Genomic DNA, 22,165 nt, shown 5'->3' with positions numbered 1-22,165 from the left:
ATGGACGATGCCTATTCAAAATTGGGGAATTGTTTTAAACCAATTTACCCTTATATTTGATAAAAGGCTCCGATTATAAAACCGAAGCCTTGACTTTTCAACTTACACACTTTATGGGACAGTGTCAACTTTAAATTCTCTTTTTTTTATCTGAAGAAATACTAATATTTTTAAGCCATTCTGCTTGAGCTCTTGCTTCTTCTAAAGTAACTGGTGGTTGCTTGGATATTTGCTCCATACTCAACTTGGCTCTTTCATGAAATGATATTTTGTAGTTCATGTTTCATGAAATTTTCATGTTAAATCATCATTAATAACCCAATCAGCACTTTTATATTTTTCTAAATCATCTTTTACATTTTCCGCTAAAACAGCAAAGCACAACAAATGTGTTGGACGAGAAAAACCAACATACATCATTTTCAATGCTTCTTTTCCAAACGCATCTTTTTCACCAGCATTTTTTCCTTTATTTTTTTCGCCAACAATAAAATTATGCTCCTTATTTGTTAAAACATTTATTATTTGAGCCTTTTGGGACTCATATTTATTTTTAAAAGTTTCAATGTACATTGTGGCACAATGTGTTTGTCCTTTTACAGAATGAATAGTTGCTATATCTATACTAATATCTTCTTCTTTAATTATTTCTTTTACTAGTTTTACTTCCTTTTCAAAATTTAAAATAAATAATTTAGTCGCTGGTTGTAAACTGTCATTTAATCCAAACCATTCTCTGAATTCAGTGTTAATAAATTGTTTTATTGAATTAAAAACAGCTTCATAGTTTTTCTTTGTAACTAGATCAAAACACCATTTAAATAATTTTTCTTTAAATACCTCATAAGACAAAGGGTGTTTTTCTTCCAATTGTAAACTTTGAATATGTTTTATCATTTCACTTTTAGAATATCTTCTTTCAACTTCTTTACCTCTGACAATTGTCTTATACTTTTCATTTTCTAGTAATAAAATATAAATCAAAGCATTAAGAATGGATTTTCTAACTGCTTCAAGTGTTGTTTTATTTTCATCAAATAATTGTATGTGTTTACTCAAAGTAGAAAAATCCTCTTTTTTCGCTTTTGATTCTTTGGAATATTCAGGAAAAATATCTTGCAAACGAATATTCTTGTTATCTTCTTTAATCTCGTCCCAAACTGCAGACCAACCAATTATTTTGAAACCGTCTTCTTTATTTTTATTACAATTATGCAAATTATGTTCAATTATTAAGTCTTTAAATTTACCTTTCAATAGATGTTTTGTTTCGTGGCTAAAAACTATTAAATGTGGTTTAATTCCTTTTTCCCCTTTACTTTCAACAATAAATTTTGGTATTCCTTCTTTATCTTTTTTTGAGTCTAGAATAAACCTATTAACTAAATTTGAATTCAATTTTGTTAAGCGATTTGAACCTTTAAGGAAAAGAGGTTTTCTTTCTTTCCAATCACATTCAATTTTAACTTTTTTTGAAGAATTGTATATTGCTTGATTAGGGTCGCCAATTCTTTGAATGACTGTTTTAGAATTTTTCTCAGCAAAAATATTTTCAATAATGTCAATTTGAAATTTTTCTAAATCCTGCATTTCGTCGACAAATACAAATTTGAATCGACTTTGAAGTATGGATTTGATTTTAGGATATTTATAGGAATAATTTTCTGCTAAAAAATAGCAGTCATCAAAGTGTAATATCCCTTTTTTTAAAATTTCAATTTTATAATCATTTATAAAAGATAAGATATTATTAATTTTGTTATCAGCAGTTCTCTCTTTAATCCATTTTTCAGGCGCTTTAATATTTAGTTTTTCATTATTCATTTCGTTTGAAACATAATGAACTCCATTTTCATCTAATCTAAATCTTGATTTAAAAAAAATGGATTTGTTTTTATTAACTAAATATCCTATTTCATCTTTTTTAAAACGTAATTTATAATCGACTTCATTATAATATTTGTCTATATCAATTTTATAGATTTTTTCTTGATTAGTTGATATGTAATAAGGAATCGCTAAATACTTATTTACAAAACTTTGAATAGTCCCAACAAAATTGGGATATTCAAAAAGATGCGGGCAATGTTTCTTGAGTTTTTTTTTCAATTTCATCTACAGCATTATTAGTATGAGCCAAAACTAAAATACCTGAACCATCATTAAAAGGCATTTGTTTAGATAAACAATATAATTTTGCCATTAACGCCGTAGTTTTTCCACTTCCCGGAACTGCTAATAAATCACAAGTGTCAAGGTTAGTTATAAATTCAATTCTCTCCGGATCAAAAACATTTCCACCAATTAACAGTTTTGCAGCTTCTTCTATATGTAAAGGATTAATTTTCATAACTGCAAGCGTGTTTTATAGCATCAACTAAATATTTTATGTGTTTGTCTTCTTCATCAATTACCAAATTTTTATCTTCTTCTATTTTTTTTGCAAAATCAGTTGCGATTTTAACTTTATCTAATTTTGAAGAACTTTTCTTCTTTAACATTGGAATAAATTCATCAAAAGAACTTTTAAATATGGTTGGGTGAACATTCTTTAATGACTTTTTAAAGAGTTCTGATAAATTAGCAGAACAATATAAACACCACTCCAAAGTCCATTGTTCAGCTAATTCTAATTCTATTTTGGTTTTGTCAAGCTCTTTTCTTAATTTTTCTAGGTTTTCATATTTAGTTTTTGCCTTTCCTTCTAACTTATCAAGAGCTACGAAATCCCCATCTTCTTCGGGTCTATTGTCTAAATCTGTAACAATACTCACCGGAATTTTCATCTTCTCTTCTTCATTTTGTCTTAAAAATATTTTTGCAAAATGTAGATAAGCGGTTGAAGCTACATTTATAATAGAAACTTCTTTTGCAGTTAAATCATAACCCATTTTTTTTGCTAAAGCCGGAATTAATATTTCTTCTGACCAACCTTCAACAATTATTACGCCTTTAGCAAAAAATAAATTTGATTTTGTAACATCTAAAAAGCGTTCTAAATAAATATAATCTTTTGAATCTAATTTAGTTTTTCCTTCACCCATTGGAAAAACTTGATTGTGTTTGCAAATTAATAAAGATTTTAAAGGAACTTTTGAAGCAATATTAGGACTATGTGTTGTCAAAATATATTGAATAGTTTCTTCTCCTTCTTTTTCTTTCAATGCGTTAATAATTTTCATTTGAGCTTGAGGATGAAGATGCGCTTCTAATTCTTCTATCATACACAATCTTAAACCATCCCAATTTTCCTTTTTCAAATGAAGCAACTCAGCCGACATATAAAGTCGATTCATTGTTCCTAATCCTAAATTTTTCTCATTTTCAATTCCTAAAGATATTTTTTCAAGGATGTTTTTTATTTCTGCTTTTCCAAGAGAAAAAATAGATTCGTATTTGTTATCGATAAATTTCTTCAAGAATTCATCTATTTTGTCTTTTATCTCTTCTTTATTACTTTTTGATAAATCATCTATTTTATTTTCGTCTTTAAACCAATTTTCAATTTCTTCATTAATTTTTTTAAATTTTTCTACAAAAATATGCTCTTCATTATTCTTACCTTTTTTGAACAATTTATGTTCTTGCAGAATTTGAGATAAACGAGAATTCTTTTTGGAAGTTAAGTCAGCGTTTGCATCTCTCAAGGCTTTAAGATAAGTACATTTTAAATAATCTCTTGCTTCTGCATTAAGTGGATAGCCAATATCGTCCATTCCTGCTTTAATATCAGTAGGTAAAATTCTACCATCCTTATCCTTACTTACGTCATAGATTAAACGTAAAACTGGAATATCATTCTCTTTTTCTTTAGTCCAACCAAGCCATTCAATAAAATTTTTGGCTTCGTTATCTTTCAATCCTTTAAATTCAATTTCAATTCTTAGGCGATTATTATTGTGATAAAAATCTTCATTTTCTACTTTAATCCATTCATAAGCGTGAGTTTTCAAAACTAATTTAATTGCATCTATAATTGCAGTTTTACCAGAATCATTTTCTCCAATTAAAACGTTTAATCCTTTATTAAAAGGAACAACTAGATTTGGTGAACTCAAATCTAATGGCTTTTCTAAACCATATTTTCTAAAATTCCAAAGCCTTAATTCTGACAAATACATGTTCTTTATTTTATTAATTTTTTTTAGCCAACTACCAATTCATCATTTTATCATTACCAAATCCACTAGTATCATCCTGATAAAATTATACAGTTTTCAAAATCAAATCCTATACCTCCATTCTGCACCTAAATTTATTAACAGAGTCAATTTGTTTCCTTCAAATATAATTATAATAAATTTCTTAAAATTGCGGCAATCCGTAAAAAGTGAATAAATCAGTTTATCGGTTGTCAGTCAAATCCAAAAGGGCTTGGAATAATCCGATTTTGATTACTCAAATCATAATTTCCACTCTATTTTTTCAAAACTCAAAAAAGTATCCTTTTTGTTAAAATAAGAATATACAGCGCATGCATAATATTTTCTAAAGTCCTTATTTCAAAGGAGTTTTTTATCTATATTTATAAAATATTAAAAAAAAACGAAATTTATTATGCGTGCATAGTATTTTTTTTATTACTTTTGAAATCGATATAGTAGAATATGAAAAACAAAACAATAGATTATATCCTAAGAGCAACTTGGCAAGCCGTATCCAGAATGTACAACGAAGAAGCTCATAAATATGACGCTACAATGGCCACTGGATTTGCATTATTAAGTATTGACAGAGAAGAAGGAACACCGTCAACTGCCTTGGGACCCAGAATGGGAATGGAAGCTACAAGTTTGACCAGAACGTTGAAATCGATGGAAGAAAAAGGGCTAATCACCCGCAAGAAAAATCCGGAAGACGGCAGAGGCGTTTTGATTTACCTGACCGATTTCGGGAAAGAAAAAAGAGAGCTTTCGAAGAATACCGTTTTGAATTTTAATGAATCCGTAAGAAAACACATTTCGGAAGAAAAGATAAACACTTTCATAGAAGTGGCAGAAATAATAAACGAACTAATTCAGAATAAAAACATATTTAATCAACAAGAAAACAGTACTAATGACATTGCCAAGATTCAAAATCATTAAAAAATAATGAAAAATGGCAATAGCATATTCAATTAAAAAAACAAATATTAGCTACGTATGAAACGAACCATTAAAAAAGTTGCAGTAATTGGATCCGGAATTATGGGTTCAGGAATTGCTTGTCATTTTGCCAACATTGGTGTAGAAGTCTTGCTTTTGGACATTGTACCAAGAGAATTGACCGATGCAGAAGCCAAAAAAGGGCTAACGCTTGAGAGTAAAATTGTTCGCAACCGTGTGGTAAACGAACATTTGGCCAACTCCTTAAAATCAAAGCCCTCTCCTATTTACAGTCAAAAATTCGCCAGCCGAATCACCACTGGAAATACTACGGACGATATGGCCAAGATTGCCAATGTAGATTGGATTATCGAGGTGGTTGTGGAGCGTTTGGACATCAAAAAAATGGTTTTTGAGCAAATTGAAAAATTCAGAAAACCAGGAACTTTGGTAACATCAAACACTTCTGGTATTCCGATTCACTTTATGAGCGAAGGACGTAGCGAAGATTTCCAAAAACATTTCTGCGGTACTCACTTTTTTAACCCTGCTCGTTACTTAAAATTATTCGAAATTATTCCTGGTCCACAAACTTCAACAGAAGTATTGGATTTCTTAACCATATACGGAGAGAAATTCTTGGGAAAAACTTCGGTTGTTGCCAAAGATACTCCAGCATTTATTGGAAACCGTATTGGTATTTACGGAATCCAAAGTTTGTTCCACTTGGTAAAAGAATTGGGATTGACTATTGAAGAAGTAGATAAATTGACAGGACCGGTTATTGGTCGCCCAAAATCGGCTACTTTCAGAACTGTAGATGTTGTTGGATTGGATACTTTGGTACATGTGGCCAACGGAATCTACGAAAACTGCCCAACAGACGAACAACACGAATTGTTCAAACTTCCGGAATTTGTTAACAAAATGATGGAAAACAAATGGTTGGGAAGCAAAACTGGCCAAGGTTTTTACAAAAAAGTAGACAAAGATATTCTTTCTTTGGACTTGGATACTCTTGAATACCGTCCTGCCAAAAGAGCTTCTTTTGCTACTTTGGAATTAACAAAAACAATCGACAAACCTATCAACAGATTTAAGGTTTTGGTTAAAGGAAAGGACAAAGCAGGTGAATTCTACCGCAAAAGTTTTGCTGGAATGTTTGCTTACGTTTCCAACCGTATTCCTGAAATCTCTGATGAGTTATACAAAATAGACGATGCCATGAAAGCTGGTTTTGGATGGGAAAATGGTCCATTCGAAATTTGGGATGCCATTGGTGTTCAAAATGGAATCGAAATCATGAAAGCCGAAGGTCTTGAGCCAGCCCCTTGGGTTACCGAAATGTTAGCTTCTGGAAGTACAAGTTTTTACAGTATTAAAGAAGGAGCGACTTATTTCTACAATATTCCAACCAAATCGCAGACTAAAGTTCCTGGTCAAGATGCTTTTATCATCCTGAACAACATTCGCGAAAGCAAAAAAGTTTGGAGTAATAGTGGTGCGATCATCCAAGATTTGGGAGACGGAATTTTGAATTTAGAATTCCAATCCAAAATGAATACTATTGGAGGTGATGTTTTAGCTGCGATCAATAAAGCGATAGATTTATCCGAAAAAGAATACCAAGGTTTGGTTATTGGAAACCAAGCAGCGAATTTCTCAGTTGGTGCCAATATCGGAATGATTTTCATGATGGCAGTGGAGCAAGAATACGATGAATTGAATATGGCCATCAAAATGTTCCAGGACACGATGATGCGTGTTCGTTATTCCGGAATCCCGGTTGTAGTTGCTCCTCACGGAATGACTTTTGGTGGTGGTTGCGAAATGAGCTTACATGCTGATAAAGTGGTTGCTGCTGCAGAAACCTATATGGGGCTGGTTGAATTTGGTGTTGGGGTAATTCCTGGCGGTGGTGGTTCGAAAGAATTGGCCTTGCGTGCCTCTGATTTATTTCGTAAAAATGATGTGGAATTGAATGTGCTGCAAGAATATTTTATGACCATCGCTATGGCAAAAGTATCGACTTCAGGTTACGAAGCATTTGATACTGGACTTTTACAACACGGTAAAGATATTATCGTTGTAAACAAAGACCGTCAAATTGCTGAAGCTAAGAAACATGCTTTATTAATGGCAGAAGCGGGTTATACTCAACCGATTCGCAGAACAGATGTTAAGGTTTTAGGTAAACAAGCACTGGGAATGTTCTTGGTAGGAACTAACCAAATGGTTGCCGGTAAATACATCTCGGAACACGATCTTAAAATTGCAAACAAACTGGCTTATGTTATGGCTGGTGGTGATTTATCTGAAGCTACATTGGTGTCTGAACAGTATTTATTAGACATTGAAAGAGAAGCTTTCTTGTCTCTTTGTACCGAAAGAAAAACATTGGAGAGAATTCAGTTTATGTTAACCAAAGGGAAACCGCTTCGTAATTAGAGAATAGATGCAAGAAACAAGAAGCAAGACTTTAGAAATATCTTGTCTCTTGCCTCTTTCTTCTTTCTTCTAATAAATCTTAAAAAAAGAAAAACAATGAAAACAGCATATATAGTTAAAGCTTACCGTACTGCGGTAGGTAAAGCCCCAAAAGGAGTTTTTAGATTTAAAAGACCTGATGAGTTGGCTGCAGAAACCATTCAATACATGATGAATGAGTTGCCTGATTTTGACAAAACACGTATTGACGACGTTATGGTAGGAAACGCCATGCCGGAAGCAGAACAAGGTTTGAACGTAGGCCGTTTAATCTCTTTGATGGGATTAAAAGTAGACGATGTTCCAGGTGTTACCGTAAACAGATATTGCGCTTCAGGATTGGAAACAATCGGAATGGCAACTGCCAAAATTCAATCTGGAATGGCACATTGTATCATTGCCGGTGGAGCCGAAAGCATGAGTTTTATTCCAATGGGAGGTTACAAACCTACTCCGGATTATGCTGTTGCAAAAGCGGGACACGAGGATTACTACTGGGGAATGGGATTGACATCGGAAGCGGTAGCAAAACAATTCAACATCTCTCGTGCAGACCAAGATGAATTTGCTTTTCAATCGCATAATAAAGCATTGAAAGCTCAAGCTGAAGGTAAATTTGACAAACAAATTGTGCCTATTACAGTAGAGCAAACTTTTATCAATGAGAATGGTAAAAAAGAAACCAAATCATACGTTGTAAACAAAGACGAAGGACCAAGAGCTGGTACTTCTTTGGAAGCATTGGCAGGCCTTAGAGCTGTTTTTGCTGCCGACGGAAGCGTAACTGCTGGTAACTCTTCACAAATGAGTGATGGTGCTGCTTTCGTACTAGTTATGAGCGAAGAAATGGTAAAAGAATTAAACCTTGAACCTATCGCTCGATTGGTAAACTTCGCTTCTGCAGGTGTTGAACCAAGAATAATGGGTATTGGTCCCGTAAAAGCAATTCCAAAAGCATTGAAACAAGCAGGATTAACTCTGAATGATATCGATCTAATTGAATTGAACGAAGCTTTTGCTTCACAAGCATTGGCAGTTACTCGCGAACTGAACTTGAATCCTGACATCATCAATGTGAATGGTGGAGCTATTGCCTTGGGTCACCCACTGGGTTGTACTGGAGCCAAATTATCTGTTCAATTGTTTGACGAGATGAAACGCAGAGGAAGCAAATACGGAATTGTTTCTATGTGTGTGGGAACTGGACAGGGAAGTGCGGGGATATACGAGGTTCTTTAAAAAGAGAAGAAAGAACAAAGAGGCAAGAGAGTAGATTTTTAAAAAGCAATAAAAAACCTACTTTTTAAATTCATAGTTTCTTATCTTGGCTCAAAAAAACATGAGACATAATTTTAAGAATTTGAAAATTTGGATTTTAGCTATGGAAATTACAAATGATATTTACAAGCTGACTTTTACTTTTCCAAAATTAGAAACTTATAGTTTATCTAGTCAAATGAATCGATGCTCCGTCTCAATGCCTTCAAATATCGCAGAAGGTTCAAATAGAGGAAATAAACATTTTCAACATTATTTGAATATTAGTTTAGGTTCTTCATTTGAATTACAGACACAATTACTGATAGCTTGTCAAAATGACTATTTATCAAAAGAAAAAACAGAAGAAATAGAAAATAAATTAATTGAATTTCAAAAGATGACAACAGGTTTCATAAGTAAGTTAGACAACAATCTTTCTTCTTGATTCTTTCATCTTTAATCTAAAAAATAACAAAGAAATGAGCGACAAAACAAGAGGTGGTCAATTCATCGTAAAAGAAACAAAATGTGAAGATATCTTCACACCAGAAGATTTCAATGAAGAGCAATTAATGATGCGTGATTCTGTGAGAGAGTTCGTAGATAAAGAATTGTGGGCACACAAAGATCGTTTTGAGAAAAAAGACTATGCTTATACACAAGAGTGTATGAAAAAAGCGGGAGATCTTGGTTTCTTGAGCGTAGCTGTACCAGAAGCTTATGGCGGAATGGGAATGGGATTTGTAAATACTGTTTTGGTATGTGACTATATTTCTGGAGCAACGGGTTCATTCTCTACTGCTTTTGGAGCGCACACCGGAATTGGAACTATGCCAATTACATTATATGGAACTGAAGAACAAAAACAGAAATACGTACCTAAATTAGCTTCTGGAGAATGGTTTGGAGCGTATTGCCTGACTGAGCCAGGTGCTGGTTCTGATGCCAATTCCGGAAAAACCAAAGCTGTTTTATCTGAAGACGGAAAAACATATTCGATCACTGGACAAAAAATGTGGATTTCGAATGCAGGTTTCTGCTCGGTATTCATCGTATTTGCCAGAATTGGTGACGACAAAAACATTACAGGTTTTATTGTAGAAAACACTCCAGACAATGGAATTTCTATGAATGAAGAAGAACATAAATTAGGTATTCGTGCTTCTTCAACTCGTCAAGTGTTTTTTAATGACACTAAAGTCCCTGTTGAAAACATGTTGTCTGAGAGAGGAAATGGATTCAAAATCGCTATGAATGCCTTGAACGTAGGTCGTATCAAATTGGCAGCAGCTTGTTTGGATGCACAACGTAGAGTAATTTCTGGAGCGGTGAACTATTCTAATGAAAGAATTCAGTTTAATACTGCGATTTCTCAATTTGGAGCTATTCGTTCAAAATTAGCCGAAATGGCAACTTCTTGCTACGCAGGAGAAAGTGCTACATACCGTGCTGCTAAAGACATTGAAGATAGAATTACTGCTCGTGAAGCAGAAGGTGTTTCGCACCAAGAATCAGAATTGAAAGGGGTTGAAGAATATGCTATCGAGTGTTCTATCTTGAAAGTAGCCGTTTCTGAAGACGTTCAAAACTGTGCTGATGAAGGAATTCAAATCTTTGGAGGAATGGGATTCTCAGAAGACACACCTATGGAAAGTGCATGGAGAGACGCTCGTATTGCTCGTATCTATGAAGGTACAAACGAAATCAACAGAATGCTTTCAGTTGGAATGTTGATCAAAAAAGCCATGAAAGGTCACGTTGATTTGCTTGGACCCGCTTCTAAAGTACAAGAAGAATTAATGGGAATTCCATCTTTTGAAACTCCTGATTATTCTGAATTGTTTGCTGAAGAAAAAGAAATGATTACCAAATTGAAAAAAGCATTCCTTATGGTTGCTGGTGGTGCCGTTCAAAAATACGGTCCAGACTTAGATGCACACCAACAATTATTGATGGCTGCCTCCGATATTTTAATCGAAATCTATATGGCTGAAAGTACCATCTTAAGAACCGAAAAATTAGCTAAAGCAACGGGTGAAGACAAAGTCAAAGAACAAATTGCAATGGCAAAATTATACTTGTACCAAGCAGTTGACATCATCACTCAAAAAGGAAAAGAAAGCATTATCTCTTTTGCTGAAGGTGACGAACAACGTATGATGTTAATGGGATTGCGTCGTTTCACTAAATACACCAACATGCCAAATGTTGTTGGTTTAAGAGAAACCATCACTACAAAATTAGTTGCAGAAAACGCATACTGTTTCTAATACACAATCTTTTTTAGTTTTTATTTGTTTAAAAAGCCGCTATTGTCCCTGAATGACAAAGCGGCTTTTTTATGGAATAATGATTTAGTTTATAGAATAATTTCAACTGAAATTATTACTCCTCACTTTCTAATTTATCAATATCTACATCGGTCAGGTTTTGAACATTTCTTGTGATTTTATCTATTTCCCAATCCCACCATTTTAATTTTAAAAGTTTTTCTATGACATTATCGGAGAATCTTTTTTTGATTTCGGCAGCGGGATTTCCTCCAACTATTGAATACGGTGCTACGTCTTTGATTACGGTTGCATTTGTGGCAATAATGGCGCCGTCTCCAATGGTAACACCTGCCATAATAGTGGCATTGTAGCCTATCCAAACATCGTTGCCAATATGGATATCTCCTTTTTGAGGATATTGTTTACCTTCCATAGCGTTTTCCCAACCATTTCCAAAAATAGCAAACGGATAGGTAGTTAGAGCGTTTGTGAGATGATTGGCGCCATTCATAATAAATTTTACATCGGAGGCTATCATGCAAAATTTACCAATTACCAATTTGTCTCCAACAAAGTCAAAATGATATTTTACATTTTTCTCAAAGTTCTCTACGTTTTCAAAATCGTCATAATAGGTATAATCACCAACAATGATATTGGGGTTTTTGATAATGTTTTTTAGAAAACAAAGTCGGTCATAATTTTGAAGTGGAAATTGTGTGTTTTTATCTGGGCCAGTCATTTGTTATGTTGTTTAATGTTTCTACAAAGATTTTTTCGGAACCTCGTAAGTGTTTGTGCTATCAGTATGTATACTTAAAAGGTTAAAAAAACGGCAGGATATCAAATGATTAGCAAAAATTGAATTATCGAACTTTCGTTTAGAAATACAATTCTTTAATTAAATTCAAATATATTAAATAATTCCTACTAGCCCTTGAAAAATCATTAACCAAAATGTTCTTTATAAAAAACAAAATATATCTTTTTCCTTGAATTTGTTAGTATTGCGTGAGGGATGGGCTAAGCTACCGAAGTAGCAGCAACAGCCCGACCCCGTTGAGAAAAAGGGCCGACTTACCGTTACGATAAGTTGGCCCTTTTTCTCAACGGGGGCACGTCACTATCAATCTTCTTATTTAGATTTGAGCTGTAGTGCTTTCGGGTTTGTCATCCATCCAAGCGACGAATAATTTATAGCCGATGGAGAACACGATTGGTCCTACAAACAGACCGATGAATCCTGACATCATGAAACCGCCAATTACACCAAGAAAAATAACAAGCATAGGCACTAAAGCTCCTTTTCCTAATAGCAACGGTTTTAGGACATTGTCTGATAATCCGCTTAAAACAAAAAACACTGACCATAATGCCGCTGCGGTGGTATTATCCAATGAAAATAGGTAGGCAATTACCCCAAGATTGACGATAATAGGTCCAACTTGAATGATCGAAAGCATCAAACAAACGACTGTTAACACTCCCGCAAAAGGGATTCCGGCGCCAAAGAGTCCAACGGCTTGAATTAGTGTTTGAATTATCGCCACACCTAATATTCCTTTAACGACCTGATACACTGTAGAAACAGATATATTTAAAAATTCTTCACCGGAATCGCCTGCAATTCTCTTAATGAAATTAGTCGCCAAAGTTTGAGCACTTGTAGAAACCATCAGTATTCCCGCTATGATAACCGAAAGGATTACTTGTAACAATGCAATGGACGAACTAAGAACAGTTCCGATTAGCTTCTTGGATACCTCCACGATTTGCTCTTTATATTGAAGTAGTCCTGCTTTTAAATCTGTTGATAATGCATATAGAAAATCGTATGCTTTCTCCCCTATAATTGGCCAATCTTTGATATTTTGTCCCGGTGTTGCCACTTTGAGTGATCCATCCTCTACTCCTGCCTTTAATTCCATAACGGTTGATGTTACCGAATTAACTAATAAAACTGTAGGCAAAATAATGATTGCCAATAATCCAGCGGTGATAATGAATGAAGCAAGACTTTTGCGACCTTTTAATTTCTTTTGCAAAAAATTAAACCCAGGATACAATACAATAGCTAATATAATCGCCCAAAGAATAGGCATCATAAATGGCATTAAAAGAGTAAAACAAAACCCTAAAATCAGGAAAACAAGTCCTAATTGCAGAATCGTTTCAAAAAGCTGTTTGCTTTTGTTTTGGCTTGAATTTTCCATACAAATTGATATTAAAGATTAGAATAATTATTTTGAATATGATTATTGGTTTGGTTTTGATTTTGATTTGGCTTTATTTTCATTGGCATCCGAAACGAGGCGACCAATTAGAATTACAGGATACAACACCCCAATCAATGCCTCTACTTGAACCATTGCCCGTGCAAAAGGGTGTAAAGGAACTATTTCGCCAAAACCAGTTGTCGTGATTGTTATATAACTAAAATACAAAAAATTGGCCTGGATACTATTCGATTCAAAAGGGGGTAATGTGAGGGAGAATGAACCTGGAATATGTTCATAAATGTATAAATAGATCACTCCCCATAAATTAGCCAAAATAAGATATACCACTATAGAACCAATCACTCTGTACTCCGTAATGGGACCCGGTTCAAAAACTTTTATCAACACTAAAACAATCAGTAACAAGAAAGTCGCAATAGTAAAAAATATATCGGCAAACAAAACAAATGGAGTATGCTCAAAAACGGTAATCCAACCAAAAAGGACAAACAAGAAAGGAACAATTGAATACAAAAAGGCTTGTTTCCTAGATTTGGCCAACGAAATAATACCAGCCACCAGAACTAACATCCAAAATATATTAAGGACTACCATAAAGGATGAATAACTACTAAACAATGGAATTAAAACAAAATGCATTATAAAAAGCAAAATAAACATCCCACTAAGGCCACTTTCCTTATCCCACAAATGGTTCAAAAAACGATATTGTTTGTGTTTCATCATGATACTTATTTTTTAATTATTAATGACACTAAAATGATATTGACAATTAATTTAAAATGGAATGGGTTCCACTGCGACACTTCCTATCGGTCTTCGTGCAATTCTAAACAACAAAAGCACCAAAATTGGAAAGAAGCAAAGTGCCGTCATTACCAAATAAATATCTTTGTAAGCCAATATTAATGCCGACTGTGATGTTTGATTGGATAAACTTTTTTCGGCTTTTTTTTCGGCTTCCCAAGCTGATAATCCCTGATGCAAATAGTAATTTTTATTCTTGTTTAACTGCGCTTGAGCCACAGTATTCAAAGACGATAATTGCTGACTTAAGCCTGTTTTATGTTGAACGTTTAAATTTGAAATATAAGTTCCCAAAATTGCGCCACCCAATAATGATGCAAAAATGGCTCGCGCAATTACACCACTCATCATTCGGGAATCGCCCAAATGTTTGGGTACGTTTTCGGATATATAAAGCGAAGCTGCGGGATACAAAAATCCTATGGCCAATCCTTTAAAAATAAAAGGACCAAAAAAATCAGTCGATTCAATTCCGGGGTAAAATCTAAAATAGAGAATGCCATGATACATTCCATAACAAGCAAAACCCGTAACCCAAATCGTAGCCAAATAGATTCGTTTATACAAAAGATAAGTTGATAATGGAATCGCAATGAAAAGACCAATCAGAATTGCCAAATGTGTTCTCGCCACATAAATACTGTCAAAACCCAGAATATTGGTCATGAAACCCGTGACAATACTTCCTGTACTATTCATCATTCCGGTATAAAAAAAGAGAATAGAACCCAAGACAACGTTTTTGTACTTGTAAATATCAGGATTGATTATAGGCACTTTGGTTAAACGAACGTGAATTAAATAAATTCCCAAAATAATCAGCAAAAAAGCAAATTCCATAGTCACTTTAGGATCGCTAAACCAATTACGGGTTTGTCCTTCGGCACAAAGAAAAAGAATAACTACAAAAAACAAGAGCATAATGAGCCAGCCTCTCCAGTCGAATTGAAATGGCGATTTCATGGGTGCCACGTCTTTCTTATAAAAAATCCAAGCCAAAACGATTGCCAACAAAAAATTGATATTCAGAAAATAAACGCCAAAAGTCCAGTTGTGAATACTGGTCATCTCCGTTCCAAAATATTGGTACAACTGCTTACTTCCCTGCATAATAAATTGAATGATTCCGTACAAAATCGGCATATTAAAAACTGGATTGTATTTTAAAATAATAGGAATCATTGAAGCAAAAATCCCAATTATAGATAAAATTGCCAGAAGTGAACGCCAAACCGTAAACCATTGAATTGTGGTTGCATACAACGAAGCGGTATTAGAGATAATGGACAAAAAACTCACGGATAAAATCAACGTTCGAACCTTAATTTGTTTTCCAATTTTCAATCCTAAAGGCAAAAAACCGAGCATTGCAAAAAAAGGAATATAGGTCGAATAGGTAAAAATTGTGGTAGAAGCTCCAAAATGCCCCAATATTTGTGAGTTATCGTAAGAGGTAACATTTAAGGCATTAAAAAAAGGAATCGTAAGGAGATAAAGTCCTACAAGGGTAAATACACTTCCTTTTTTGACTGAAATCATCTTTCTATTTTTTTATTTCTACAGTTACATTCATTCCGGGTTTAACCTCTGACAGTTCTTCTGCAGAAGTTTCAAAATCAATTTTCACGGGGATACGTTGGGTGATTTTCACAAAATTTCCTGTAGAATTATCCGGTTCAACCATCGAGAATTTGGCTCCGGTTGCCGGTGAAAAACCCACTACTTTACCTTTGAATTCTTTGTCATCCAATGCATCAATAGTGATAGTCACTTCTTGTCCCTGCTTGATTTTTTCGATTTGTGTTTCTTTGAAATTGGCCGTAACCCAAACTTTTTGGTTTGAAACTAATGTAGCCACCACTTGATTGGCATTAATAAGTTCACCTACTGAAATGGTTCTTTCTCCCACATAACCATCTGCCAAAGCAATGATACGCGTGTACGACAATTGCAGTAATGCATTATCCAAATCGGCTTTTTTGCGGGCTACAGTAGCTCTGGCTGCTTCGAGATTGGTGTAGCTTTGTTTGGTTGTGGAACTGCTTGCTAATAATTGTTTTTTACCAGCATTGAGATACGCTTTGGTTGATTGCAGTTTTGCAACTACTTGATCGTATTGATTTATGGTAACAGCGGAATCGGCAATCATATTTTTAAAACGCTGATAATCCTTTTCGGCTTTTTCAAGACTGGCCATATCCCCTTCCAGATTTTCTTTGGATGCGGCTTGATTAGCTGTCGCCGTAACTATCGATTGCTCCAGAGAGTGAAGATTTCCTTCGGCAACAGCCAAATCGGCTTCGGCTTGTTGTACTTTAATTTTGTATTCTTTATCATCCAGAATCACAAGAGTATCTCCTTTATGCACCAACTGATTGGCTTCAAAATGAATTGCAGCAATATACCCAGTTGCTCTTGCAGTAATGCTGTTAATATAGGATTCCACTTGGGCATTATTGGTGGTTTCATACCGATGGAAATCAAAAAACAAACTCAATATCCAAATTCCTCCAGCTAGAATAAAAACAAAAGATAGAACTGTCAATATAGTATTTCTCTTTTTTTCGCTTTTCAAAGCGGTTTCGTTGATTGCGGTTTCTTCGCTCATAAAAAAGTTTTAAAGTTTACCCATTGCATATTGCAACGAATAATATTGTATAATTGAATCGATATTGGCATTATTTAGTGATATTTTGGCTTCGTTCAACTGTAACTCTGCGTCCACAATATCACTGATCAGAGCAAAATCATTGTCGTAACGGCTTTTTACAATTTTATAATTGCTCAGCGCCAAATCGACATCTTTGTTAAATGTTGCAATGTTTCTTACACTTTCCGTAAATCGTACAAAAGCAGCTTTTACATCTTGATTGATTACATCTTTTGTAGCTTCCAAGGCAATATTGCTTTTATCTATTTGCAACTGATCACCGTTAATACGATGTTTTAGATTATAAAAGCTTGAAATATCCCAATTGAGTGAAACTCCTGCAGCCCAGTAATTAAGAAGATTTGGATAATCAGGCCATTGTGCAGGGTATTGGGTATTCAAGAACAAATTAGCATTGATGTTGGGTTTAAAACCACTTTTGGTAATATCCATTGAAGACTCGGCAATTTTTACATTGATTTCCGAACGCTTGATTTCATTTCTGTTTTGATAAGCTTCCTTCAAACTTTCATTCAGACTCAAATCCATTTTAGGAACTAAAATTCCTTCCAAAATTGGCTTTAATTTGGTATTGGTAGGAAGTCCTGTCAATATATCCAAATAATTACTAATTAATTCGATCGAATTAGAACTGCGAAAAACGGCTACTTCAAAATTGGATTGCTGTAATTCGGTTCTAAGCAAATCACTTTTAAGATTTTGACCATTTGCTACCCTAGATTTCAGTTGCTTAATTCGCAACTCAGTGTTTATGATGTTTTGCTTGGTAACTTCAATTTGTTTGTATAACTTTTCGAGCGTAAAAAATTGAGTGGTAATAGCCTGTTTAATCTCTGACTCAGTCATTTTTACAACTGATTCCTGCATGTTGACAATCAATTGTTGTTTATCGATTTGATTATTTATTACACCTCCATAATACAAAGGCATCGAAGCAAAAACATTGGCCGAAGCCTGATGATCAAAATAATCAACGGTAATATTCTTTCCATAAAAACCATCATAGATTTTAGGATTTCCTATGTAATTATATCCCATATTCAAACCTACCACGGGTACTTTGGCAATTTTAGTCTGGCTTAAATTTTCATTGGCTATATGTACATCTGAATTGGCAATTTTAAGTTGATTGTTATTCTGAATGCCAAGCTGTATAGCTTCATCCAATTTTAGATTTCTGGAAACCAAATCATTTTGGGAATATCCAACTCCACAAAAAAAACAAACCACTATTAGATTAACCAATTTAATTTTAATGCTTTTTAAAATACGAAAATCCATTAATTCTATTTAGTTTAAATAATTATATGCCGAAATTAGAATTCACCTAACAAAAAACCCTCTGCTATTCCAACATAAAAATCATTTAAGCAGTTTAACATAGGCATTTTTAATAGTATTAAAGATACTAATAAAATCTAAAAGAAAACATATTGATAGGAAAGTGATACAGAATCATAATTTAGCCCAATGTCTTTGAAGGTTCCTGTATTGAATTGAAATTTTGCCGATTGACTCCTTGACAAAGGCACAGACCACGTAACTCCTATTCTAGAACTATTAATCGCACTTCCGGCAGGTAAATCATTTACAACTATTTTCCCTCCGCTGAACCAGTTTATATTTATCCCAATCCACATTTGATTTTTGAAATAATAACTTGCGTGACCTTGACAGGAGAGTACTGGATCTTGTTGCAAGTCTTTATCACCCAAAAAATCCTCATTTTTAGTATAAAACCAAACACCTGAATAGAATTCGGCATAAACATGTTTGAAGCGCTTGGAAATTCCTACTTCAGGTTTAAATCCCCAACGGTTTGCTCCTATATTTATTCTTTTATCCGGATAATAAAGCCCCGTTGGAACTAATGTCACTAAGCTTACTCCAAATATTGTTTTTTGCTGGTATTGAGCAAAATCTTTTCTGGCCAATGCAGGAGACCCCAACAGATTCATTCCAAGTCGGATGCGCATATCTCCAAAACCTGTTCGGTTACCTGTAATTTCTTCACCACTTACCGTAGCTTTCCCATCCATAATTACATAAGGTAGCACAACTTGTACTCTGGCTAGTTTATCCATAAAACCAAAAGTGTGCATATACCCTACACCAAAATTATTACTTGAAATAACAAAATCTTTGATAGGCAAAGTTGGTTCTGAAACCACATCTCCTTTCATAAACCCATAACTAGCTACCGCAACATTACCATCTTTTGGCATATTGGCATAAGCTCTTGGCTCAAGATCCTGAGCAATACACCAATTGCAAATAAAAAGAAGGAGAACTAATAACAAATTAGTTTTCCTAACACAAGTAAAGCCAAATAAAACCATATCCTGAATTTATAACAAATTAAAAAAAAATTCTATAATTATAGTCCATTACTATTTATTTCTTGTTTACAAAATTTAAAAATTGAACCTAAAAAAACCTCAAAAAATATTTGAGGTCTAAATATCATTCACTTTCATGTTGCATTAAAATCTATAACCTATGCTGATATTGTATCTAAACCCTACAGCAGTTATGGACTGTACTCCTTTTTTTTCAATTCCCTCGTCTCCAGTTACACCTTCGATTCCCGGAAATTTATCTTTTATTGCTTGAATTACTTTCTGATAAACTTCATTATCTTCAATGCCTGGTATACTTCCATCTAGTTTTGCATTAAATTTATAATGTGTCAAAGAGGGACCAAACAATACACAATCCACAACAAATCTATCCCATAGCACGAACTGATATCCTAACTCACCACCGATATTAGTTAAATTAAACTTTGAAGAAAGATTAACGGTATTAACAGTATTATTAGAATCAGTATAATTTATGTCTCTATCCGTTCCAAATTGGAAAAAACTTACAAATGGTGCCAAGTACACACCTCTTGGACCTTTGAATTTATTTATGCTCCCTAAATAAAATCTATAATCTGCCCCTACAGAAAATCCATCCCTACTACTGTTTTTAGAAAAACTGGCATCATCACTTAAATCTACAGTAATTAATGGAAACTCCTGATAGCCAACAAAAACATTTAAACTCTGATTTTCTTTAATAATCCTTTCATACGAAAACTGGTATGAATTATCATAAAGCAATGTATTGGTCACGTTGAACTTCACTGAGTTTTTAAAATCTTTAGATGCGCCCTGTGAAAAAACCGGAGCAGAAAAAAAAAGGAAAAAAGCCATAAAGAAAAAGGCTCTTCTTAATTGAGTAGTTGTGATTTTCATAATTTATATTTTTAATATTATAAAGATTAGGTAAGTATATAAACAAATTTAACATTTTTTTCTGAAACAGAGAGGCGAAAATTAACACTTTTTATGATAAAAGAACTTATAATTCATAAAATAATATTCTTTATTCCATTGACAACCAAAAGCATACTTAAAGTTACAAAAAAAAGAGCGCAACACTATGATTACGCTCTTTTTTTTTGATAAAAATTAAATAAACTTATTTCACTTTTGTCATATCCAATTCACCAACAAAAGGAATAGCATTTTGAATACTGCTTCTGATTTCAGTTTGCAAATAAATTTCAAGTTGAATGAATTTTGTTGCATTTAAAGCTCCAACTACTTTTTTAGCTTTTTCATAATATGAAGAGTATAATTTATCATATGCCATATTATTTTTCAAAACTCCTTTAGCAATTGCATCAGCATTAGCATCTGTAAGTGTTGCGTAATCTGTAGCATATTGATTAATAAATTGAATTTTTTCTTGTCCTAGTTTTTTTCTCTCGACTTCATAAGCATCATACACTTTTGTGAATTCTGCAGCCTGAGTTCCGCTTAATGCCATATATTGGGTTACTAATTCTGCTTTTGATTTCCCATAAACCGATTGTACTACATCAACATCATCTTTCAGTGTTGATTGAGCAAATGTTGTAGCTGAAAATACGACTGCCAATAATAAAAATACTTTTTTCATGTTTGTGTGTTTTATTAAGTTATATAGTTTCAAATATAAGAATTACTCATCAAAAAAAAACATCATAATTATCTTTAAAATTTTAAATAAATTCATTCTAAACAACTATTTATCAACCCGCAACAACTTAAAAAGTTTCTCCCGCATTTAAATAAAATCCCTTCGAGTGATTTCCTATTGCATAATCTATAACAAGATTGGTGCGAGTCGCTTTATCGATTAAAAGTCTTAATCCAACACCCAGTGCTGGTTGCACATATTCAAAAAGTCCAATATGATCTTGTTTATTACTTGTTGTTGTATAATTTGCAAAAACTGTTCCGCTAAGAAGCTGATTACAGGTTATAGGAAAACGCAATTCAGCTTGCATGTAAGCTAAATTGTTGCCCCGAAATAGTCCTTGTGTATATCCCTCCCCACTCCGACTACGTTGATCCCAACCAATGGCAGGCAAATTTAAATATGGAACAACTCCATTGGTCACGAACTGACCAAAAGCCCAAATACCTAAAATAAAGTGTTCCTTTTTGGGATCAAGTGGAATAAAATACCTTAATTCTGTATAAAGTACGTTACTTGATTTTTGTTCATTAAATAAATCACCATTAAATCTATAATTGATATTAGCGAACCAACCTTTTCTCGTGTTAATTTGGTTATCCCTTGAGTCATAAATTAAATTAAGACTTACACCGTTTACAAAATACTCCGTATCATTAAATCCATTTTGTTTACTGTAATTGTAGTGATTGGTCCATTTTCCGTTTACTACATCAAGGTTTTTATCAATAATTGACGAATACCAATCAATTTCAATACCTCCACCAACATAAAAATTTGGTTTAACTTCCCATGAAGCCGTTTGATGGAACTTAAAATAGTTATAATCCATTGGTTCCTCAATAGATTCGATTTCAAAATCAGGGTTCTTCCTTTCGCTTGGGATAATATTGGTCCCTAGGCCATAATTGGGCTGGGTAAAAACATATAACCTACAATCACCCCTTAAGTAAATTTTATTATTTTTTAATAAAATATTGTTTTTAACATTAATAAGCAATTGTTTTTTGGTTGTAAAAGTCACTCCTAAATTTGCTGAAGAATATTTATCAGAAAGATCGGCTCCTTTAAAAGTATATTGAGCAGTCGCCCCATAGCTAAACCCTGTTGCCGGTTGTACCCCAATTATAGGAATAACAAGCAAAAAACTATTTTTTATTGGTTTTACAATTAAAACGGAGTCTCTTTTTTTAAACAATTCAAAAATGGTTTTGGGAGGACAGGAACTATCAATACCTGAATTAGCTTGAGCTTTAATCAAAGTTTGATTACCCAACAAAATCATAAAAAAAGGAATCAAAAATTTAATCATAATAGATTTTTACTTTT

The 22,165-nt window shown here is 33.6% G+C and carries 19 protein-coding genes; 5 read left to right on the top strand and 14 right to left on the bottom strand.

Annotation, left to right across the window (positions count from 1 at the left end; genetic code table 11):
* Window positions 1-130 precede the first annotated feature (130 nt).
* Genes KZH69_RS18865 through KZH69_RS18850 form a run of 4 tightly spaced genes read right to left on the bottom strand, consistent with a single transcriptional unit; the run spans window position 131 to window position 4,121 of the window.
* On the bottom strand, window positions 131-280 hold the full coding sequence (locus KZH69_RS18865) for a hypothetical protein (protein ID WP_219319031.1): 150 nt from the start codon (window positions 278-280) through the stop codon (window positions 131-133).
* A 14-nt stretch (window positions 281-294) separates the two neighbouring features.
* On the bottom strand, window positions 295-2,115 hold the full coding sequence (locus tag KZH69_RS18860; protein WP_219319030.1) for a UvrD-helicase domain-containing protein: 1,821 nt from the start codon (window positions 2,113-2,115) through the stop codon (window positions 295-297).
* Complete coding sequence (locus KZH69_RS18855) at window positions 2,069-2,350, bottom strand: UvrD-helicase domain-containing protein (RefSeq protein WP_219319029.1); 282 nt, start codon at window positions 2,348-2,350, stop codon at window positions 2,069-2,071. The genes KZH69_RS18860 and KZH69_RS18855 overlap by 47 nt, the downstream gene beginning before the upstream one ends.
* The gene (locus tag KZH69_RS18850) at window positions 2,340-4,121 is read right to left on the bottom strand and encodes an ATP-dependent nuclease (RefSeq protein ID WP_219319028.1); all 1,782 of its coding nucleotides are present in this window, start codon (window positions 4,119-4,121) and stop codon (window positions 2,340-2,342) included. The genes KZH69_RS18855 and KZH69_RS18850 overlap by 11 nt, the downstream gene beginning before the upstream one ends.
* 486 nt (window positions 4,122-4,607) lie before the next feature.
* Here KZH69_RS18850 and KZH69_RS18845 point away from each other — a divergent pair, with 486 nt between their 5' ends.
* The 5 genes from KZH69_RS18845 to KZH69_RS18825 all read left to right on the top strand — a co-directional run bounded on the left by KZH69_RS18845 (window position 4,608) and on the right by KZH69_RS18825 (window position 11,104).
* Complete coding sequence (locus tag KZH69_RS18845; protein ID WP_219319027.1) at window positions 4,608-5,087, top strand: MarR family winged helix-turn-helix transcriptional regulator; 480 nt, start codon at window positions 4,608-4,610, stop codon at window positions 5,085-5,087.
* A 57-nt stretch (window positions 5,088-5,144) separates the two neighbouring features.
* Complete coding sequence (locus tag KZH69_RS18840; RefSeq protein ID WP_219319026.1) at window positions 5,145-7,535, top strand: 3-hydroxyacyl-CoA dehydrogenase/enoyl-CoA hydratase family protein; 2,391 nt, start codon at window positions 5,145-5,147, stop codon at window positions 7,533-7,535.
* A gap of 96 nt (window positions 7,536-7,631) precedes the next feature.
* Entirely contained in the window at window positions 7,632-8,813 is a 1,182-nt protein-coding gene (locus tag KZH69_RS18835) for an acetyl-CoA C-acyltransferase (protein WP_219319025.1), read from the top strand.
* A gap of 100 nt (window positions 8,814-8,913) precedes the next feature.
* Window positions 8,914-9,279: a four helix bundle protein gene (locus tag KZH69_RS18830; RefSeq protein WP_219319024.1), complete on the top strand. Its 366-nt coding sequence runs from the start codon at window positions 8,914-8,916 to the stop codon at window positions 9,277-9,279.
* Between the two features lie 34 nt (window positions 9,280-9,313).
* Window positions 9,314-11,104, top strand: coding sequence for an acyl-CoA dehydrogenase FadE (locus KZH69_RS18825; protein ID WP_219319023.1), 1,791 nt, complete (start codon window positions 9,314-9,316; stop codon window positions 11,102-11,104).
* Between the two features lie 115 nt (window positions 11,105-11,219).
* Here KZH69_RS18825 and KZH69_RS18820 read toward each other — a convergent pair whose 3' ends face one another.
* The 10 genes from KZH69_RS18820 to KZH69_RS18775 all read right to left on the bottom strand — a co-directional run bounded on the left by KZH69_RS18820 (window position 11,220) and on the right by KZH69_RS18775 (window position 22,148).
* Entirely contained in the window at window positions 11,220-11,849 is a 630-nt protein-coding gene (locus tag KZH69_RS18820) for a CatB-related O-acetyltransferase (protein ID WP_219319022.1), read from the bottom strand.
* A 397-nt stretch (window positions 11,850-12,246) separates the two neighbouring features.
* Window positions 12,247-13,320 carry an AI-2E family transporter gene (locus KZH69_RS18815; RefSeq protein WP_219319021.1) on the bottom strand — a complete coding sequence of 358 codons (1,074 nt, stop codon included), beginning with the start codon at window positions 13,318-13,320 and terminating at the stop codon, window positions 12,247-12,249.
* Window positions 13,321-13,362: 42 nt separating this feature from the next.
* Window positions 13,363-14,073: a potassium channel family protein gene (locus KZH69_RS18810; protein ID WP_219319020.1), complete on the bottom strand. Its 711-nt coding sequence runs from the start codon at window positions 14,071-14,073 to the stop codon at window positions 13,363-13,365.
* Between the two features lie 51 nt (window positions 14,074-14,124).
* Window positions 14,125-15,693 carry an MFS transporter gene (locus tag KZH69_RS18805; protein WP_219319019.1) on the bottom strand — a complete coding sequence of 523 codons (1,569 nt, stop codon included), beginning with the start codon at window positions 15,691-15,693 and terminating at the stop codon, window positions 14,125-14,127.
* Between the two features lie 4 nt (window positions 15,694-15,697).
* Window positions 15,698-16,762 carry an HlyD family secretion protein gene (locus KZH69_RS18800; RefSeq protein WP_219319018.1) on the bottom strand — a complete coding sequence of 355 codons (1,065 nt, stop codon included), beginning with the start codon at window positions 16,760-16,762 and terminating at the stop codon, window positions 15,698-15,700.
* A 9-nt stretch (window positions 16,763-16,771) separates the two neighbouring features.
* The gene (locus KZH69_RS18795) at window positions 16,772-18,106 is read right to left on the bottom strand and encodes a TolC family protein (protein ID WP_219319017.1); all 1,335 of its coding nucleotides are present in this window, start codon (window positions 18,104-18,106) and stop codon (window positions 16,772-16,774) included.
* Window positions 18,107-18,243: 137 nt separating this feature from the next.
* Window positions 18,244-19,164: a transporter gene (locus KZH69_RS18790; RefSeq protein WP_219319016.1), complete on the bottom strand. Its 921-nt coding sequence runs from the start codon at window positions 19,162-19,164 to the stop codon at window positions 18,244-18,246.
* 144 nt (window positions 19,165-19,308) lie between these two features.
* Entirely contained in the window at window positions 19,309-20,067 is a 759-nt protein-coding gene (locus KZH69_RS18785; protein ID WP_219319015.1) for a hypothetical protein, read from the bottom strand.
* A gap of 226 nt (window positions 20,068-20,293) precedes the next feature.
* On the bottom strand, window positions 20,294-20,776 hold the full coding sequence (locus KZH69_RS18780; RefSeq protein ID WP_219319014.1) for a hypothetical protein: 483 nt from the start codon (window positions 20,774-20,776) through the stop codon (window positions 20,294-20,296).
* A 127-nt stretch (window positions 20,777-20,903) separates the two neighbouring features.
* On the bottom strand, window positions 20,904-22,148 hold the full coding sequence (locus tag KZH69_RS18775) for a BamA/TamA family outer membrane protein (RefSeq protein WP_219319013.1): 1,245 nt from the start codon (window positions 22,146-22,148) through the stop codon (window positions 20,904-20,906).
* Between the last annotated feature and the right edge of the window lie 17 nt (window positions 22,149-22,165).

Origin of the sequence: Flavobacterium taihuense (assembly GCF_019351435.1) — a bacterium.
Classification (GTDB): domain Bacteria; phylum Bacteroidota; class Bacteroidia; order Flavobacteriales; family Flavobacteriaceae; genus Flavobacterium; species Flavobacterium taihuense.
Note: the sequence above shows the minus strand (reverse complement) of the source record. Positions and strands in the feature narration are given on the sequence as shown.

What these genes read in the sequence shown, in the direction of transcription:
- KZH69_RS18865 (WP_219319031.1), bottom strand. Translation starts at nt 280, where the DNA reads ATGAACTACAAAATATCATTTCATGAAAGAGCCAAGTTGAGTATGGAG.
- KZH69_RS18860 (WP_219319030.1), bottom strand. Translation starts at nt 2,115, where the DNA reads ATGAAATTGAAAAAAAAACTCAAGAAACATTGCCCGCATCTTTTTGAA.
- KZH69_RS18855 (WP_219319029.1), bottom strand. Translation starts at nt 2,350, where the DNA reads ATGAAAATTAATCCTTTACATATAGAAGAAGCTGCAAAACTGTTAATT.
- KZH69_RS18850 (WP_219319028.1), bottom strand. Translation starts at nt 4,121, where the DNA reads ATGTATTTGTCAGAATTAAGGCTTTGGAATTTTAGAAAATATGGTTTA.
- KZH69_RS18845 (WP_219319027.1), top strand. Translation starts at nt 4,608, where the DNA reads ATGAAAAACAAAACAATAGATTATATCCTAAGAGCAACTTGGCAAGCC.
- KZH69_RS18840 (WP_219319026.1), top strand. Translation starts at nt 5,145, where the DNA reads ATGAAACGAACCATTAAAAAAGTTGCAGTAATTGGATCCGGAATTATG.
- KZH69_RS18835 (WP_219319025.1), top strand. Translation starts at nt 7,632, where the DNA reads ATGAAAACAGCATATATAGTTAAAGCTTACCGTACTGCGGTAGGTAAA.
- KZH69_RS18830 (WP_219319024.1), top strand. Translation starts at nt 8,914, where the DNA reads ATGAGACATAATTTTAAGAATTTGAAAATTTGGATTTTAGCTATGGAA.
- KZH69_RS18825 (WP_219319023.1), top strand. Translation starts at nt 9,314, where the DNA reads ATGAGCGACAAAACAAGAGGTGGTCAATTCATCGTAAAAGAAACAAAA.
- KZH69_RS18820 (WP_219319022.1), bottom strand. Translation starts at nt 11,849, where the DNA reads ATGACTGGCCCAGATAAAAACACACAATTTCCACTTCAAAATTATGAC.
- KZH69_RS18815 (WP_219319021.1), bottom strand. Translation starts at nt 13,320, where the DNA reads ATGGAAAATTCAAGCCAAAACAAAAGCAAACAGCTTTTTGAAACGATT.
- KZH69_RS18810 (WP_219319020.1), bottom strand. Translation starts at nt 14,073, where the DNA reads ATGATGAAACACAAACAATATCGTTTTTTGAACCATTTGTGGGATAAG.
- KZH69_RS18805 (WP_219319019.1), bottom strand. Translation starts at nt 15,693, where the DNA reads ATGATTTCAGTCAAAAAAGGAAGTGTATTTACCCTTGTAGGACTTTAT.
- KZH69_RS18800 (WP_219319018.1), bottom strand. Translation starts at nt 16,762, where the DNA reads ATGAGCGAAGAAACCGCAATCAACGAAACCGCTTTGAAAAGCGAAAAA.
- KZH69_RS18795 (WP_219319017.1), bottom strand. Translation starts at nt 18,106, where the DNA reads ATGGATTTTCGTATTTTAAAAAGCATTAAAATTAAATTGGTTAATCTA.
- KZH69_RS18790 (WP_219319016.1), bottom strand. Translation starts at nt 19,164, where the DNA reads ATGGTTTTATTTGGCTTTACTTGTGTTAGGAAAACTAATTTGTTATTA.
- KZH69_RS18785 (WP_219319015.1), bottom strand. Translation starts at nt 20,067, where the DNA reads ATGAAAATCACAACTACTCAATTAAGAAGAGCCTTTTTCTTTATGGCT.
- KZH69_RS18780 (WP_219319014.1), bottom strand. Translation starts at nt 20,776, where the DNA reads ATGAAAAAAGTATTTTTATTATTGGCAGTCGTATTTTCAGCTACAACA.
- KZH69_RS18775 (WP_219319013.1), bottom strand. Translation starts at nt 22,148, where the DNA reads ATGATTAAATTTTTGATTCCTTTTTTTATGATTTTGTTGGGTAATCAA.